Origin of the sequence: Aquimarina macrocephali (assembly GCF_051627225.1) — a bacterium.
Taxonomy (GTDB): Bacteria; Bacteroidota; Bacteroidia; order Flavobacteriales; family Flavobacteriaceae; genus Aquimarina; species Aquimarina macrocephali.
Window position 1 is genome coordinate 5,028,782 of record NZ_CP151795.1, and the last position, 14,795, is coordinate 5,043,576.

A 14,795-nucleotide genomic window follows, 5' to 3' on the forward strand; every position below is an offset into this window, starting at 1 on the left:
TAAGTCATTTTTTTTGTAACTATTAGTATTCAAAATTATTTGGAATAGCCCCCTTTTGTCAGTGTCAATGTATTTTTCATGGTTTTTTATCATACAAAAGTTGTATTTTTCTCTCATGAATTCAATGCAAAATTTGCCAACTGCTCTATGTATTAATGAACTACTCAAAGAAATCACCTGATAATGATTAGCTTACATCTGTAAAACCACTTCAAAATGAACTTGAGATTTTTGCCTTGTTTTCTTTTAGTATTGCTACTTGTGACCTCTTGCTCTCAAAGTTCTATTTACAAGAAATACGAGACTGTATTTCAGGTTGGAGATCAACCAGAATGGGCTTCGAAGAACTTGAATGACCAGGACTGGAGAAAACGTATAAGATTAGTGCCGGATGGTAAGGTTTTCTGGTCCAGAACTAAAATTGATATTTTAAAAACCTCAGAATCATTACACCCATATGGTCTTCAGTTACATGCCTATGGAGAGTATGAGGTTTTTTGGGATGGAGTTTTGATTGGGGAAAATGGGAACCCTGGAGAAGAAGCAATACTTGGTCCTGAAGGTGAAATGTGGGTAAACTTTAGCATTCCTACTCATCTAACAGAAGAGGGAGAACATCTATTGGCGCTACGATCAAGTCTTTATTATTTTCCAAATCATACAAGAATAAAGGTGCTAGAGATAGACTATTATGATGATCTACTAATCGATCGACTCATCGAATCTTCCTATATGCATCTTTTTGCAGGAGCCTTTCTTATCGCTTCTTTCTATTTTCTGTTTCTGTTTCTAAGTGACAAAAAGGAATATGCCACACTAATTTTCAGCATTAGCTGTTTTCTCTTTTTTATCCTGATTCTGGCGGAGTTCAGTAAAGCATATGTACCCATCCATTACAGTCTCCATGTCATACGTCTTCAGATCATAAGTTTTCTAATGTTCGGAATCTCTTTTTTGATTCCGTTCTATTTTTCAATGCAGTTTCCTTTCTCCAAACGAAAATTGCTACTGACCATTTATACGGGCGTTCTATTGTTCTTTTTTCTATCAAAACATGTCATCGAATTGACTACCAACAATATGGCTTTGAGCATGTGGGTTTTTTCATTTGGGATTGTGGTGTTTGGGGTTTATAAAAAGATGAAAGGTGCTCGTCTCGTACTATTGACCCTCCTACTATCCGTGCCTATAGGTTTTGTCACTCCCTTTAACAAAAGCCTATTCGCAGGTTTCAGCCTTATCCTTCTGGGAATGTTTTATTTGCTTTCCCTCAGAATCAAAGAACAACGCCTGGCTTATGAAAATTCTTTAGTTCAATCCACGCGACTGCGTCTGGAATTACTTAAAAAGAATATTCAACCTCATTTTTTAATGAACACCCTGACTTCATTAATAGATTGGGTGGAAGAAGCACCCCAGAAAGGAGTTTTGTTTATAGAAGCGTTAGCCAAAGAATTTGATCTTTTTAACCAGATAGAAAATCAAACATTGATCCCCATTTCTCAAGAAATAGAACTATGTCTTACACATCTTGAGATTATGGAGTACCGAAAAGAAATAAACTATTCCTGGGAAGAAGAAGGCATAGACGCTGAGCAAAAAATACCTCCTGCCATTCTTCACACCCTACTGGAAAATGGAATTACACACAGCTTGCCTCTAGAAGATAATAGTATCAAATTTAAGCTTATTTTTGAATCGAATAGCCATTATAAGTGTTATACATTTTTGACGTTTGCTGCTATTGAGGAGCGAGCAACAAATAATAGAGAAGAAGGTACAGGGCTGAAATACATAAAGGCTCGACTTATAGAGAGTTATCATTCGAAATGGAATTTCACCTCTGAACCAACAAATCATGGTTGGAAAAACACCCTAAAAATTTATTCCTAAGAATATGAATATTTTAATCGTTGAAGATGAATCAAGAATAGCCAAAAGAATTGAACGAATGACACGTGATATTTTTGGCGATGCCTTACAATCGCTAACCCATATTAACAGACTGCATGAGGCATTGGCGTATATTGAAACTCATTCATTGGATCTCGTTCTCCTGGATCTGAATCTTAATGGTGAGAATGGTTTTGACCTGCTTACGACAGTAGTTTCCCAATCCTTTCATACAATAGTTATTTCTGCCTACAAAGATCAGGCAATTACTGCTTTTGAATATGGGGTTTTAGATTTTGTACCTAAACCTTTTAACAGAGATCGGTTGAAGCAGGCTTTCAACCGGGCTATCACGAAAGAAAAACCAGAAAATAAAATCAAATATTTAGCTATAAAAGGAAGACACAGGATACAGCTCATACCCATTGAAAATTTGCTTTACATAAAAGGAGCTGGTGTCTATACCGAACTTTTTCTAGCAGATGGAAAAAAAGAACTACATGATAAATCGCTCGAAAAGCTAGAACAACTATTATCACCTACTTTTGAACGTATTCACAAATCATACTTAATGAAGATGTCTGAAGTAAAGGAAATTGTCGTAAAATCCGGCAGCAAATATATGGCCGAGCTAAAAAATGGAGAACTTATCCCTATTGGAAGAACAAAGTACAAAGACATAAAAGCGAAGTGGGTTTGACTTCAGCAAGCTCAGTGCAAACTTATTGCATAAAAAGTGTTTCATTAACATTGTAGAAGAAACATTTTAGAATAAAGTTTTCAATCCATTTTTTAGTTCGAAAACAGATTTCACTTCTTTAAGATTTAGTGGCTTATCAAAAACTGCAAGCTCATCCATAAAGCCAATATATCCTAAACCTAGCATAATTTTTCCTTTTTCTGCTTCCCATGTAAAAGGATCGTTAACATCTTTTATAACACCTTTAAATTGACCATCTAGATATAACCTGAATGTAGATTTTGTTGTATTAACTTTTGAAAACGTAATAGCAATGTGTGTCCATTTTCCCTTCTCAAAAGGAGGTTTCTTTACTGTAACAGTGCGTTTTTCCCACTTCGCATCATCATTTTTGTTTTCCGGATTCCAAACTTCTAAATCTCCCAAAGCTCCTAATCTAAATTTTCTTGGATCATGATCGGTGAAATCTACCCATAAGGCGGCATCATTGTATCTAACATCTGTAATACATATTGGGTCGCAATAGCCTGGTGCTAAATCTTTGTTTGGATCTAATTGCAACCAAAATGATATGGTACCACTCCATGATTTACTACTGTATCCAACGTTTTTATATGCCTTGTAAAAAATAGCAGAGGTGTTTGCCTTTTTAAAATGAAGTGCATCACCTGTAAGGCCTTTGTTTTTAGCTAAAACAACATTTGGGTTGTGCAAACCAGTTTTGGCATTTTCTGTTTTTTTATAGTTTTCGGCTGTATATATCATTGCATCACCAACAGATACATCTGCAGATAATTTTGCGTCAAAAGAACTGTAAAAAAGTACATGGTCTTTTAATTGTTTATTTTGCGAAAAAGAAACAATTGTAAAGAGAAAAAAGAATACTCTAGATATAGATAAAAGCATAGTTATTTTCATGATTTTTGATTAAAGATTAATATTCATAGCATCTGCCATGCTGTTTTATTTTGAAATTATATTGGATGTACTAAAATTATTCAGGTCATCTTAACAAACATCAAATCCACATTAATTATTTATACTCCATTCTATAGCTTTATAAGCATGAATTTTTCCTGTATCAAATATTGGAATAGCTATGTCTAATTCTGAAATTAGAATAGGTAATTCTGTACACCCTAAAATAACACCTTGTGCGCCTTGTTTTTGTAGTTCTTTTATGACTTCAATAATTTTTTGCTTTGAAGCGTTTGTAAACTGCCCTTTAACTAATTCATTATAGATAATATCATGGACAACTTGTCTATCACTTGTATCAGGAATTAAAATTTCAAGCCCAAAATCGTTACTCAATGTTTTGGTATAAAAATCTTTTTCCATAGTGAACTTTGTACCTAATAATGCTACTTTTTTTAAACTTAAGCTTTTGATAGATTCACCAGTGGTTCTAGCAATATGCATAAACGGAATACTCACATTTTCAGAAATATAATGACTTACTAAATGTATAGTGTTTGTACAAAGCAAAATAATATCTGCTCCTGCCCTTTCTAACTGTTGTGCAGCTCGTTTCATTAGTTCTCCTATAGCTTTCCAATCGCCTTTGAAAGTCAATCGTTCTATAGCTGCAAAATCGACTGAAACCATAATACATTTTGCAGAATGAGAACCGCCTAATATATCTTTTGTTTTGGTATTTAAAAACTCATAATATAGTTTTGATGATTCCCAACTCATCCCTCCTATCAATCCTATTGTTTTCATAGTTATCTTATTTCTATCAAAATTAGTTATGGTATGAAAACTTTAACCAAAAGCTAATTGAATCCTTTTGAGATCGTAGTTGATATTTTTTCAATTACGTAGATACATTCCCACTTCACTCAAGACAGTCTAGCTTTGGGCAAAAGAGTATTTCATTAGAATTAAATAGGCCAACACACCTACTCATCTATTAATTTCAAAGATTCTCCATCTTTAATATCATGTCGTACCAAAACAAAACCACAATTCATCCTTAAAAAAATACAATTCAGTAAAATCATTTTTATAGATAGCAATGTGCTCACGACATTTGAATAATCAATAAGCAAAACGATCTATGATTCAAGTACAAAACCTTTCTAAATCATTTCAAAACATACAAGCTGTAAACGATATTAGTTTTACCATTAAAAAAGGAGAAATCTTCGGATTCTTAGGTCCTAATGGTGCTGGAAAATCTACCACACTCAATATGATGAGTACTATTTTAAAAAGTGATGCAGGAACTATTCATATTGATGGTAAAAACAGTAATGAAAATTCTTCAGCATGTAAACATTTGATTGGTGTTGTACCTCAGGAGATATCCCTATACGAAGACCTTTCTGCGTATAAAAATTTATTGTTCTGGGGGAATTTATATGGAATTCCTTCCAAAAAATTGAAAGAAAGAATCCATACCACCCTAGAATTGATTGGATTGTTAGATCGAAAGAAAGATTTGATCAAAACCTATTCAGGGGGAATGAAACGCAGAATCAATATTGCTGCAGCATTGCTACATCATCCGAAAGTATTGTTTATGGACGAGCCTACTGTGGGAATCGATCCACAAAGTAGAAATCATATTTTTGAAGTCATCGAAACCTTAAATAAACAAGGAATGACCATTGTTTATACCACACATTATATGGAAGAAGTAGAACGTTTGTGTGATCGTATTGCGATTATAGACTCAGGAAAAATCATCGCACAAGGAACACAATCTCAATTAAAAGAAATGGTGCCAACGAAAGAAAGCATTGAGTTAGAATTTAATTTCCTTTCTGAAAACAATGTAAATCTACTAAGAAAACTACTATCCTATTCAATGACACAAAACAAAAACAAGTTGTTGGTAGAAATTACGGTGAAAGAACTTTCTAAAGTGATTACAGCGTGTAATGAATTGCAATTAGGTATCAAAGACATACAACTGAATAAAGTAAACTTAGAAGCGATCTTTTTAAACCTAACAGGAAAACAATTAAGAGATTAATCACCTTCATATCCACCAATTACAAAATCAACCATCATGTTTATTACTATTTTAAAAAAAGATCTAAGATTATATTTCTCAGACAAAAAAGGAGTCCTGATTACCTTTCTATTGCCTATTATTATGATTACACTATTTGCATTTGCATTTGGTGGTGTTGCAAAAAAGAAAAGTGCTCCAAAACCTTTAGGAGTTTTGGTAGTGGATAAAGATGCTACAATGGCTTCTCAAGAATTGATTACAAAATTGAATGGCATGCCGACTATTCGTTTGATTGCTTCTGAAGAAGAGAAAGCCTTAGATCTTGTTAGAAAAGGGAAAAATGTAGCCGCTTTAATTTTTGAAAAAGGATTTTCGGATGCTGTCAAAGCAGATACAGACTTGCCTATCGAACTAAAATACGACGCGGCAAGAGATTTACAGATGCGAATTGTACATACAGTTTTAAAAGAAGGGTTTAAATATCATTTAGGAAAAGTAGATGTGATTAACAATGTAAAGTTAAAAACGACTTCGTTAATCAAAGAGAGTTCTACCAAAGCGCATCCTGGTTTGGTACAAGCCGTAGGAGGAACAGCAATTATGATGTTGTTATTTAGTATCGCTGCTATTGGTGGCGGATTGTTAGATGAAAAAGACACAGGTACTTTAAAACGTTTGTTAATTGCCCCTGTAAGACCATTGGACATTTTATTAGCAAAAATGGGAACAGCCATGGTAGTTTCTATTTTACAATTAACTACCATGTTTGTCTTTGCCTGGTTGGCATTCGGGTTACCTATTTTTATGGATGCAATCTCATTAGTAGTATTAATTTTATGCATCTCGTTTGCAGTTTCTAGTTTTGGAGTTTTCTTAGTATCTACGGTAAAAACACGTCAACAATTACAAGGAATGAGTACCATTATTATCATTCTGATGTCAGCAATTGGAGGAAGTATGATTCCGATTAGCATGATGCCAGAATTTATGCAAAACATTGCAGTAATTAGTGTGAATTATTGGGGGATTGAAGGTTTCTTTGATATTTTCTGGAGACAATTACCTTTCATAACTATTCTTCCTAAAATGGGAATTCTATTAGCTATTGGTTTGGGAATGACTTTGGTTTCTACAGTATTGTTTAAAAAGAATATTATAGCGATAGAATAATGTATTTTCAGGTTATTTTTTAGGTCTGAGCGCCTCAATAATCTGAGCATCTATCCAGAATATATCTACATTGTCGTAATTGCCTGGGGTCATATTCCTATTAAAGAAAAGGTATTTACCATCTGGTGTCACGCAGGCAACCGCTTCCCACCCCTTGGTATTTACTTTGTCTCCCATGTTAATAGCCTCTCCCCATGAACCATCTTGCTGCCGAAAACTGATATAAATATCAGAATTACCATATCCACTCTCTCTTCTGCCATCCCATATCAAATAGGATTCATCTGGTGCGATAAAAGGGTGAGCATTCATTCTTCCTGTGTTAATCTCTTTACCAAAAGACCTAGGTTCTTCACGTTTCCCGTCTATTAAGCGTGAATACCGAATAACGCCATCTCCGTCTGGCATGCCTATCTCATCAAAAACATAGGTTCCTTTTAATGATGCTGTAAGACGCATGATCTCTATCTCCTCGAAAGAGGGGTCAAGTTTTTTTAACTCTGACCAGCCTCCAGCTTCAGTACGCTCCTTATATCTTCTTCCTAAATGCATGGTCTTGCCATCGGGTGAGATAAATGGAGTTCCCACTCTGGGCGATACAACAGATTCCTGCCATTTGTTATTTTGATATTCAAAAACAACGAGTTCTTGTTTTTTGGTTTCCTCATTATTCCTAATAAAATAGAACTCCTTCATATCTGGAGTGAAAACACCACTCACTTCCCACCCCTCTGTCGTAACCATACCGGGAGCAAAAGGTTCTGGAATTAAACCTGGTGGCTTTTGACCAAGATAGAGACTTTCTATAGATGATGAAGTAGTAGCTGTTGCTTGCTGTTTTTTAGTAGTGCAAGCATTAAAAACCAGTACCAATATAAGTAGCAAAATAAAATGTACCTTTTTCATTGTTCAATCTTTTTTTATTCTTGGTAATTTATTGTGTGGATTATGATTTGGGTCTGAGATTCTTGATAACCTTAGCATCTACCCAGAATATATCTACATCATCATATCTATCAGTTGGTTTTGTTTTACCTACATTTCTATTGAAGAAAAGATATTTTCCGTCTGGCGACACAAATGCACCCGCTTCTGAAGACTCTGTGTTTATCTTGTCGCCCAAGTTAATAGCCTCACCCCATGAACCATCTTGCTGTTGAAAACTGATATAGATATCAGCATTACCATATCCGCTATCTCTTCTACCATCCCAAAGAATATAGGACTCATCGGGAGCAATGAAAGGGTGGGCGTTCGATCTTCCAGTGTTTATCTCCTTACCAAACTGTTTAGGTTCTTCACGTTCTCCATCAATTAATCTTGAATAACGAAGAATACCTTCTCCCATTGAATCAAAAACATAGGTTCCTTTAGCGGAAGCTGTAAGGAGCATGATTGGGAAGTCTTTAAATGGAACATCAAGGCTTTTTATCTTTGACCAATCGCCAGTTTCCGTACGCTCTTTATATCTTGTACCCAAGTGCATGGTCTTACCATCAGGTGATATAAAGGGTTCTCCCACTCTAGGTGATATAACCGACTCCTGCCACTTATTATTCTTATTTTGAATAACAACAAATTTCATTTTTTTATCCTCCTCTGTTTCTCCAACTTCTCTGATGAAATAAAATTCTTTTAGGTCGGGTGTGAAGGCACCACTCCATTGCCATTCCTCTGTCGTAACCATACCAGGAGCAAAAGGTTCAGGAATTAAACCTGGTGGCTTTTGTCCAAAATAGGGACTTTCTATAATTGGTAAAGTAGTAGCTGTTGAGTGCTGTTTTTTAGTAGTGCAAGAATTAAAAACTAGTACCAATATAAGTAGCAAAATAAAATGTACCTTTTTCATTGTTCAATCTTTTTTATTCTTGGTAATTTATTGTGTGGATTATGATTTGTGTCTGAGATTCTCGATAATCTTAGCATCTACCCAGAATATATCTGCTTTGTCACCACCAAAAGATCTAACAAAGAAGAAATATTTTCCATCTGCTGTTATACTCCCGAGTGAATCTTCGAATTCTGAGTTTATCTTATCTCCTAGGTTTATGGCAGTACCCCATGAACCATCTTTTTGTCGAAAAGAAATGTACAAATCATTATCACCATATCCGCCTTCTCTTTGATCATCCCAGATCAAATACGATTCATCCGGAGCAATAAAGGGGTGGGCGTTCCAATTTCCCATCTCAATATTAATTGTTCTTGGCTTTTCACGTTTGCCGTTTATTAATCGTGAATAACGAATTGGACCTGTTTCAGTTGCCTCATCAAAATAGTAAGTTCCTTTAGATGAAGTGGTAAGGAGCATGATAGGGATCTCTTTGAAAGGAGTATCAAGACTTTTTACCTCTGACCAGCCAGAGTTGGTTCGCTCCCTATATTTGTTTCCCAAGTGCATAATCTTACCGTCAGGAGAAATAGATGGTACCCCCGAAGGTGCCACAACAGACTCTATCCATCTATTTTTTTTGTATTGAATGACAACCAACGTATTATTTTTATATTTCCCTCCCCTTCTGCGGAAATAGAATTCTTTTAAATTGGGAGTAAAGGCATAAGCTCCTTCTCTAAACTCTGTTTTAATAATATCTGGAGCAAATAATTCAGGAATAAAGCCTGGTGGTTTTTGACCTAGATAGGGGCTTTCTAAAACTGAGGATTGATCTTTAACAAACGCAGGTAGGATGATTTTTGAAACCTGAGTAAATATAGTATCTTCCCTATCATGACCAGTAATCACAACAACTAAGTCAAGTTCATCAACGGTGATAATATATTGTCCGCCACCACCCCAAGCGAAAGTGGCATCATAGTTTTTATCACCAACTGTTATATTTGTTTGATAGAAAAAATAACCATAATTATAGCTGTCGGGTTGCCAATCTTCAGTAGGTTTAATAATGTTACTGGTGGCCTTAGCTAAAAATTTTGCTGAAATTAGTTGTTCACCATTCCATTTGCCTTTATTGATGGACAAAGTTCCCCACTTGACCATATCTCGTGATGTCATGCTCACACGCCAACCAGCTTCTGGAAGGCCGCTAACGGCAGTCTGCCAGTCATAATTCGTGATGTCCATTTTGTCGAGAAGTTCATTTTTGATAAAATCCTGTGCAGTGCCAGGCACGACGGCCTCAATGACTTGCATCACCAAGGTTGGGTTGAAGTTCCCATATGAATAATTCTGAGACGCTAAGGTAATAGGCGCGCTATGCTCAAGAAGGTCCTGAACTTGGCCTTGGCCTTTTAGTTTGTTTGGATTTTTCTCGAATTCTTTTCTCTGTTCTTCACTGATGCGAAGCCCCCCACGCATGGTCAATGCTTTATGGAGCGTGATTTTTTCTGCGCCCTCAACAAATTTTGTTGGATCTAGGTCTTTCAGAAAACTAACTAGGGGCTTATCCAGATCGGCCATAGATAGATAGCCCAACTGGATAGCACGACCCAGTGCCAAGCTGGTGTAGGCTTTAGCGGCTGACGCTTGATCGCCGGTCAGGTTAACGCGACCGCGCCGGTAGTAAGATTCAAACAAGAGCTTACCCTTGTGGGTTATAAGCATGCTATCATAGAGACCGTGCATACTATCGGCGATCTCCTCGGCCAGCTTGATAATCATGTCTTTATTGCCTCCATTAACGCCCAATTCGCCAACTGCCAGACCGTCTTTTCTGTCTGCCGGCGTTGTATCTATAAATGCTTCTTTAAGATATGGTAAATCCCAGAACGAAATCTTGGCTTCGACGGCTGTAGCCTCTGGTGCGGGGATATCACTTTGTTGAGCAAAGCTAATACTGGTTATTAAAAGTATAATTAAACACGATAATCTTGTTATGTTTCTCATAAATTTTATTTTTTCTATTTAGAGTTTTACATTAGTTGACTCCATTTAATTATTTTGATTTACTTATTTTTAGCCAGGCCGGACCACTTGCATTTCTTATAAATTTTTCTACTGAAGAACCATCCTTATTCATTGTATAAATATTAGCTTTCCTTTCCTGATCTTGTGATGAATAAAGTATTTGAGAACCATCTGGTGACCATGACGGATTCCAATCATCAAGATCATTATGGGTCAAACGCTTTTGATTAGAACCGTCTATATTCATTGTATAAATTTCAAAATCTCCATCTCTATCAGACATAAAAACTATTTGCCTACCATCAAGCGAAACTTCAGGGTGCAATTCTTTAGCTTCATTATTGGTTAACTTAGTTATGTTGCTGCCATCAATATTGGCTATGCAAATTTCTTCACCATTGGAATGAAAGACGGAATGAAAAACAATCCTACCATCTGGTGTAAAACTTGGTCCTCCACCATTCAGTGGTTTGATTTGAGTCTGTCTGCTACCATCTGAATTCATTATCCAAATTTCATAATGCCAAACTTCTTCCTTATCTGCATAACCTCTTGCAAAAGCAATTTTCTTTCCATCAGGAGACCATGCTGGTGCACTATCCCATTTATTTTTTGCATGTGTTAATCGTTTCCTGTTGGTTCCATCCATATTCATCGTATGAATGGACCAGGTATTTCCTCCATCATGGTATGCATAACAGGCAATACGTTTTCCGTCAGGAGACCAAGCCGCATACCCATCATTTCCGGGGTGGTCAGTAATCTTAAGTTTTAGCCTTCCTTTCTCATCAGTCAGATAAATTTCACCATCACCCGACTCTTTTGATGAATATGCAATTGTATAGGATGTGGATTCAGTTTTTTTATTGTTCTGACTATAACCAACCAAAAAAGAAAGGAAAGGTAAAAGGATGCAGATAGTTTTTATATACTTCATATTCTTACTTTTTAATAATATTTGAGTAATACTATTAAACAAACGTATCGAATAGGATAAATGAAAAATTCTAAAATAGACGAACGGTATCTTCGAACTGACATAAACCTATTAGTAACAGATACTATTCTTAATTCTGTAGAAAGTGTGATTTTGGCAATAGATTATTGAGATTCGTCTTTTTAAAAGAAATACTATGTTCATATTTTATATATTTATACGCTATGGTCAAAAGAAAGAACTTGATCGATTGGATCATTCAGAATAGAGTTGTTTCACACCTCATGTTTTGGGTTTTATTGTTTATAAGCTTGCCCATATTGGCTGCATTAAATGATGGAAGCATCGAAAAGACAGTAAACTCTAGTTTAAGCTTTTTACCTGCCCAATTATTAGCAAGTTATTTTTTAGTCTACTACCAGGTACCCAAACTTTTATTTAAAAAGAAATACCTCAAGTTTGGATTCTCTTTTTTGATATCTGCATATGTGTTTTTAGTTATTTCAAAGCTTTCAAGTATGTACTTAACTAAATTTTTTATTCCTAAATACTACGTAGAAAAAAACTTGATAGAGATAGTATCAGATCCATTTCACTTGGCAGTTGTTCATTTTCCATCTGTCTATGTATTTGTTTTTTTAATGCTTATGACTAAGGTAGTTAAGGACCGTTTTGAAGAACGTCATCAACTGGAAGTTTTACAAAAAGAAAAAGCGAACACGGAACTTAAATTTTTAAAAGCGCAAACAAATCCGCATTTTTTGTTCAATACATTAAATAATTTGTATTCATTAACATTAGATCGATCTGAAAAAGCTCCTGAAGTTGTTTTAAAACTATCAGACATGCTAGATTATATGCTTTATCGGTGTAAAGATGCTGAAGTTCCATTAAAAAAAGAAATTGCCTTTATACAGGATTATATAGATTTGGAATCACTACGTTATGGCAATAAGTTAACATTGAACTTTACATACCATCTTCATTCTCCCGACGTAATGATAGCCCCCTTAATCCTGATATCATTTGTCGAAAACGCCTTTAAACACGGTGCCAGTAATAATCTCAAGGACTCGTTAATTCAAATTGAATTAACCACAAACCAAGATCAACTATGCTTTACAGTTTTTAATACGCTACCCCAAAACAGACAAGACGATACGAGAAATGAATCACATTCTGGAATTGGATTTTCTAATGCACAAAGACAATTAGAACTGAACTATAAAAATAACTATGACCTGAAAAGCACCAAAACAGACAATGATTTTCAGATAGTATTAAACATTAATTTAAAGTAATATGGGAATAAAATGTATGGTCGTAGATGATGAGCCGCTAGCCATTAGAGTACTTGAAAAACACATAATGGAAATACCAGACCTTGAACTTGTATCTACATTTGATAACCCTATAACAGCTGGACATTTTCTTCAAAATGCTACCATTGATCTATTGTTTTTAGATATCCAAATGCCTGTGGTTACAGGTATCGACTTTATAAAAAATACGAGTATACAACCAAAAGTTATATTAACAACAGCCTACAGAGAATATGCTTTGGAAGGTTATGAATTGGATATCATTGATTATTTATTAAAGCCAATATCTTTTATTCGATTTTATAAATCTATCAATAAATACAAGGCATTGAATACAACAACCCCATCCACCTCCCAAGAATCATCAGAGGTGGATAAGACATTAGATCACATCTTTGTTAATTCAAATAAAAGGATGATTAGAATAGAGTTTAACGACATTCTGTTTATAGATAGCATTAAAGACTATGTGAGAATACATATTGCAAACGACATCATAATTACAAAAGATAAAATAAGTTCTTTTGTTCAAAAGCTACCTTCTTATTTTTTGAGGGTTCATCGTTCCTATATTATTAACACCAGAAAAATTGCTTCCTTAACTGCAAAAGATGTTGTTTTACTTGGCGGTATGGAAATCCCGATTGGTGCCTCCTATAAAGAAATTATTAAGTCAATTAAGAATTAATAGTGTTCGACTGTTAATTGTCACCCTTCGACAGTACTTCAGCATTTCGATAGGCTCAGTGTAAACAAGCTTAGTGCGATAACTCAGGAATCATGTCTTTTATATCATAGACATAGTATTCATAGCGCAATGGGCTATTATGACAGGCCATAAATTTCTATTGAGCTTCACATAAGCAATGCCCATAATAATTCCGATTAGCGCAACCGATATAGAACGCTCAGAAATATCATATGAATGCCTAAATCCCCAAATGCAGGCTTGTATAATAATTGCTATTGCTGTTCTGAACGGTATTTTTCTCAAAAATTTTTCTATCCAAGTAATTAAAAAAGCACGTTCTAAAAGCTCTTCTAAAGCAGATTGTATCCATACAAAAATGATGATAGAGAAAAAGTAACCATAATCTCCATTTCTCAATGAGTGTCCTGTATGAGTACCTTTAGCTGCCTCACTACTCTCTTTAACGACCGAAAGAGAATCTTGAATAAGATTAAAAATGAGTAATGTGGCTATTATGGTAATAAAAATTACACCTGCTCTTAAAAACGTTTTTTTAATGTTTTTAGGTCTTCGTAATCCGATAGATTTCCAAGTAACACCTCTTCTTTTCATTAACCAAGTTGCTACTATTAAGGTAGTGCCAGAATATAAAAAACCAGTTACAAGATAATGCGTATTAGGAATAAATGTTTCCCTAATTAAAAACATAATTGCTATGTAAATAACCAAGTCTAATAGATAGTTTTTTGAATTTGGTTCATTTGCTGTTGTAACCATAATTTATTCTTGTTTTTTGAATTTTACAGCAGTACCATAAGCCAGTATTTCCGATGTAGCTTGTACAACCATAGCTGTAGAAAATCGAATATTAATCACAGCATCAGCATTTAAATTAGTAGCTTGGGTAATTAATCGTTCTATGGCTTGCTCTCTTGATTGATTTAATAGTTTAGTATATTCATCAATCTCACCACCAACCACATTTTTAATTAATGCGACAGCATCTCTACCTAAATTACGTGCTCTAACGGAGCTTCCTTTAACAATTCCTATAACCTCTATAATCTCTTTATTAGGAATGTTTTCTGTTGTGCATACTATCATATTATTTCTATTTTTCAGCTAACTTATATAAATGAACTTGCTATCAAAAAATAATATGACATACGTCTAAGTTTTTAAATCACATATATTAAGAATGAGTTCAAGCTATAGTTCATGTCATTTTTTATGCTGTTTATACTTCAATACT

The 14,795-nt window shown here is 34.8% G+C and carries 14 protein-coding genes; 6 read left to right on the forward strand and 8 right to left on the reverse strand.

The window, feature by feature from the left end:
• The first annotated feature begins 216 nt into the window (after positions 1–216).
• Positions 217–1,893 carry a histidine kinase gene (locus AAFU52_RS22255; RefSeq protein ID WP_438423603.1) on the forward strand — a complete coding sequence of 559 codons (1,677 nt, stop codon included), beginning with the start codon at positions 217–219 and terminating at the stop codon, positions 1,891–1,893.
• Positions 1,894–1,897: 4 nt separating this feature from the next.
• The gene (locus AAFU52_RS22260; protein ID WP_024772982.1) at positions 1,898–2,593 is read left to right on the forward strand and encodes a LytR/AlgR family response regulator transcription factor; all 696 of its coding nucleotides are present in this window, start codon (positions 1,898–1,900) and stop codon (positions 2,591–2,593) included.
• 66 nt (positions 2,594–2,659) lie between these two features.
• Here AAFU52_RS22260 and AAFU52_RS22265 read toward each other — a convergent pair whose 3' ends face one another.
• Together AAFU52_RS22265 and AAFU52_RS22270 are read right to left on the reverse strand one after the other, a co-directional pair.
• Complete coding sequence (locus AAFU52_RS22265) at positions 2,660–3,511, reverse strand: LamG-like jellyroll fold domain-containing protein (RefSeq protein WP_438423604.1); 852 nt, start codon at positions 3,509–3,511, stop codon at positions 2,660–2,662.
• 111 nt (positions 3,512–3,622) lie between these two features.
• Positions 3,623–4,318 (reverse strand): aspartate/glutamate racemase family protein, encoded by a 696-nt coding sequence (locus AAFU52_RS22270; protein ID WP_438423605.1) that lies wholly within the window; start codon positions 4,316–4,318, stop codon positions 3,623–3,625.
• A 337-nt stretch (positions 4,319–4,655) separates the two neighbouring features.
• On the opposite strand from AAFU52_RS22270, the gene AAFU52_RS22275 reads away from it, so the two are divergent.
• Both AAFU52_RS22275 and AAFU52_RS22280 read left to right on the forward strand, forming a co-directional pair.
• Positions 4,656–5,576 carry an ABC transporter ATP-binding protein gene (locus AAFU52_RS22275; RefSeq protein ID WP_438423606.1) on the forward strand — a complete coding sequence of 307 codons (921 nt, stop codon included), beginning with the start codon at positions 4,656–4,658 and terminating at the stop codon, positions 5,574–5,576.
• Positions 5,577–5,612: 36 nt separating this feature from the next.
• Positions 5,613–6,728, forward strand: coding sequence for an ABC transporter permease (locus AAFU52_RS22280; RefSeq protein ID WP_438423607.1), 1,116 nt, complete (start codon positions 5,613–5,615; stop codon positions 6,726–6,728).
• Between the two features lie 12 nt (positions 6,729–6,740).
• Here the strand turns inward: AAFU52_RS22280 and AAFU52_RS22285 are convergent, their stop codons facing one another.
• The 4 genes from AAFU52_RS22285 to AAFU52_RS22300 are packed head-to-tail and all read right to left on the reverse strand — an operon-like array spanning position 6,741 to position 11,530.
• Entirely contained in the window at positions 6,741–7,634 is an 894-nt protein-coding gene (locus tag AAFU52_RS22285) for a hypothetical protein (protein ID WP_438423608.1), read from the reverse strand.
• 40 nt (positions 7,635–7,674) lie between these two features.
• Positions 7,675–8,577, reverse strand: coding sequence for a hypothetical protein (locus AAFU52_RS22290; protein ID WP_438423609.1), 903 nt, complete (start codon positions 8,575–8,577; stop codon positions 7,675–7,677).
• A 39-nt stretch (positions 8,578–8,616) separates the two neighbouring features.
• Positions 8,617–10,572, reverse strand: a complete 1,956-nt coding sequence (locus AAFU52_RS22295) for a serine hydrolase (RefSeq protein WP_438423610.1) — start codon at positions 10,570–10,572, stop codon at positions 8,617–8,619.
• A gap of 49 nt (positions 10,573–10,621) precedes the next feature.
• A complete protein-coding gene (locus AAFU52_RS22300) occupies positions 10,622–11,530 on the reverse strand; it encodes a hypothetical protein (RefSeq protein ID WP_438423611.1) in 909 nt (302 codons plus the stop codon).
• 224 nt (positions 11,531–11,754) lie between these two features.
• Between AAFU52_RS22300 and AAFU52_RS22305 the strand changes: the two genes are divergently transcribed.
• Complete coding sequence (locus tag AAFU52_RS22305) at positions 11,755–12,831, forward strand: sensor histidine kinase (protein ID WP_084050627.1); 1,077 nt, start codon at positions 11,755–11,757, stop codon at positions 12,829–12,831.
• A 1-nt stretch (position 12,832) separates the two neighbouring features.
• A complete protein-coding gene (locus AAFU52_RS22310) occupies positions 12,833–13,540 on the forward strand; it encodes a LytR/AlgR family response regulator transcription factor (protein ID WP_024772972.1) in 708 nt (235 codons plus the stop codon).
• 99 nt (positions 13,541–13,639) lie between these two features.
• On the opposite strand, the gene AAFU52_RS22315 is transcribed toward AAFU52_RS22310, so the two are convergent.
• Positions 13,640–14,320: a CPBP family intramembrane glutamic endopeptidase gene (locus AAFU52_RS22315; RefSeq protein ID WP_024772971.1), complete on the reverse strand. Its 681-nt coding sequence runs from the start codon at positions 14,318–14,320 to the stop codon at positions 13,640–13,642.
• A 3-nt stretch (positions 14,321–14,323) separates the two neighbouring features.
• Complete coding sequence (locus AAFU52_RS22320) at positions 14,324–14,647, reverse strand: YbjQ family protein (protein WP_438423612.1); 324 nt, start codon at positions 14,645–14,647, stop codon at positions 14,324–14,326.
• Positions 14,648–14,795 lie beyond the last annotated feature (148 nt).

Bases quoted from the DNA above. Each gene is read 5' to 3' on its own strand.
- AAFU52_RS22305 (WP_084050627.1), top strand. From the start codon at position 11,755: ATGGTCAAAAGAAAGAACTTGATCGATTGGATCATTCAGAATAGAGTT.
- AAFU52_RS22255 (WP_438423603.1), top strand. From the start codon at position 217: ATGAACTTGAGATTTTTGCCTTGTTTTCTTTTAGTATTGCTACTTGTG.
- AAFU52_RS22280 (WP_438423607.1), top strand. From the start codon at position 5,613: ATGTTTATTACTATTTTAAAAAAAGATCTAAGATTATATTTCTCAGAC.
- AAFU52_RS22270 (WP_438423605.1), bottom strand. From the start codon at position 4,318: ATGAAAACAATAGGATTGATAGGAGGGATGAGTTGGGAATCATCAAAA.
- AAFU52_RS22275 (WP_438423606.1), top strand. From the start codon at position 4,656: ATGATTCAAGTACAAAACCTTTCTAAATCATTTCAAAACATACAAGCT.
- AAFU52_RS22320 (WP_438423612.1), bottom strand. From the start codon at position 14,647: ATGATAGTATGCACAACAGAAAACATTCCTAATAAAGAGATTATAGAG.
- AAFU52_RS22290 (WP_438423609.1), bottom strand. From the start codon at position 8,577: ATGAAAAAGGTACATTTTATTTTGCTACTTATATTGGTACTAGTTTTT.
- AAFU52_RS22265 (WP_438423604.1), bottom strand. From the start codon at position 3,511: ATGAAAATAACTATGCTTTTATCTATATCTAGAGTATTCTTTTTTCTC.
- AAFU52_RS22310 (WP_024772972.1), top strand. From the start codon at position 12,833: ATGGGAATAAAATGTATGGTCGTAGATGATGAGCCGCTAGCCATTAGA.
- AAFU52_RS22285 (WP_438423608.1), bottom strand. From the start codon at position 7,634: ATGAAAAAGGTACATTTTATTTTGCTACTTATATTGGTACTGGTTTTT.
- AAFU52_RS22260 (WP_024772982.1), top strand. From the start codon at position 1,898: ATGAATATTTTAATCGTTGAAGATGAATCAAGAATAGCCAAAAGAATT.
- AAFU52_RS22295 (WP_438423610.1), bottom strand. From the start codon at position 10,572: ATGAGAAACATAACAAGATTATCGTGTTTAATTATACTTTTAATAACC.
- AAFU52_RS22300 (WP_438423611.1), bottom strand. From the start codon at position 11,530: ATGAAGTATATAAAAACTATCTGCATCCTTTTACCTTTCCTTTCTTTT.
- AAFU52_RS22315 (WP_024772971.1), bottom strand. From the start codon at position 14,320: ATGGTTACAACAGCAAATGAACCAAATTCAAAAAACTATCTATTAGAC.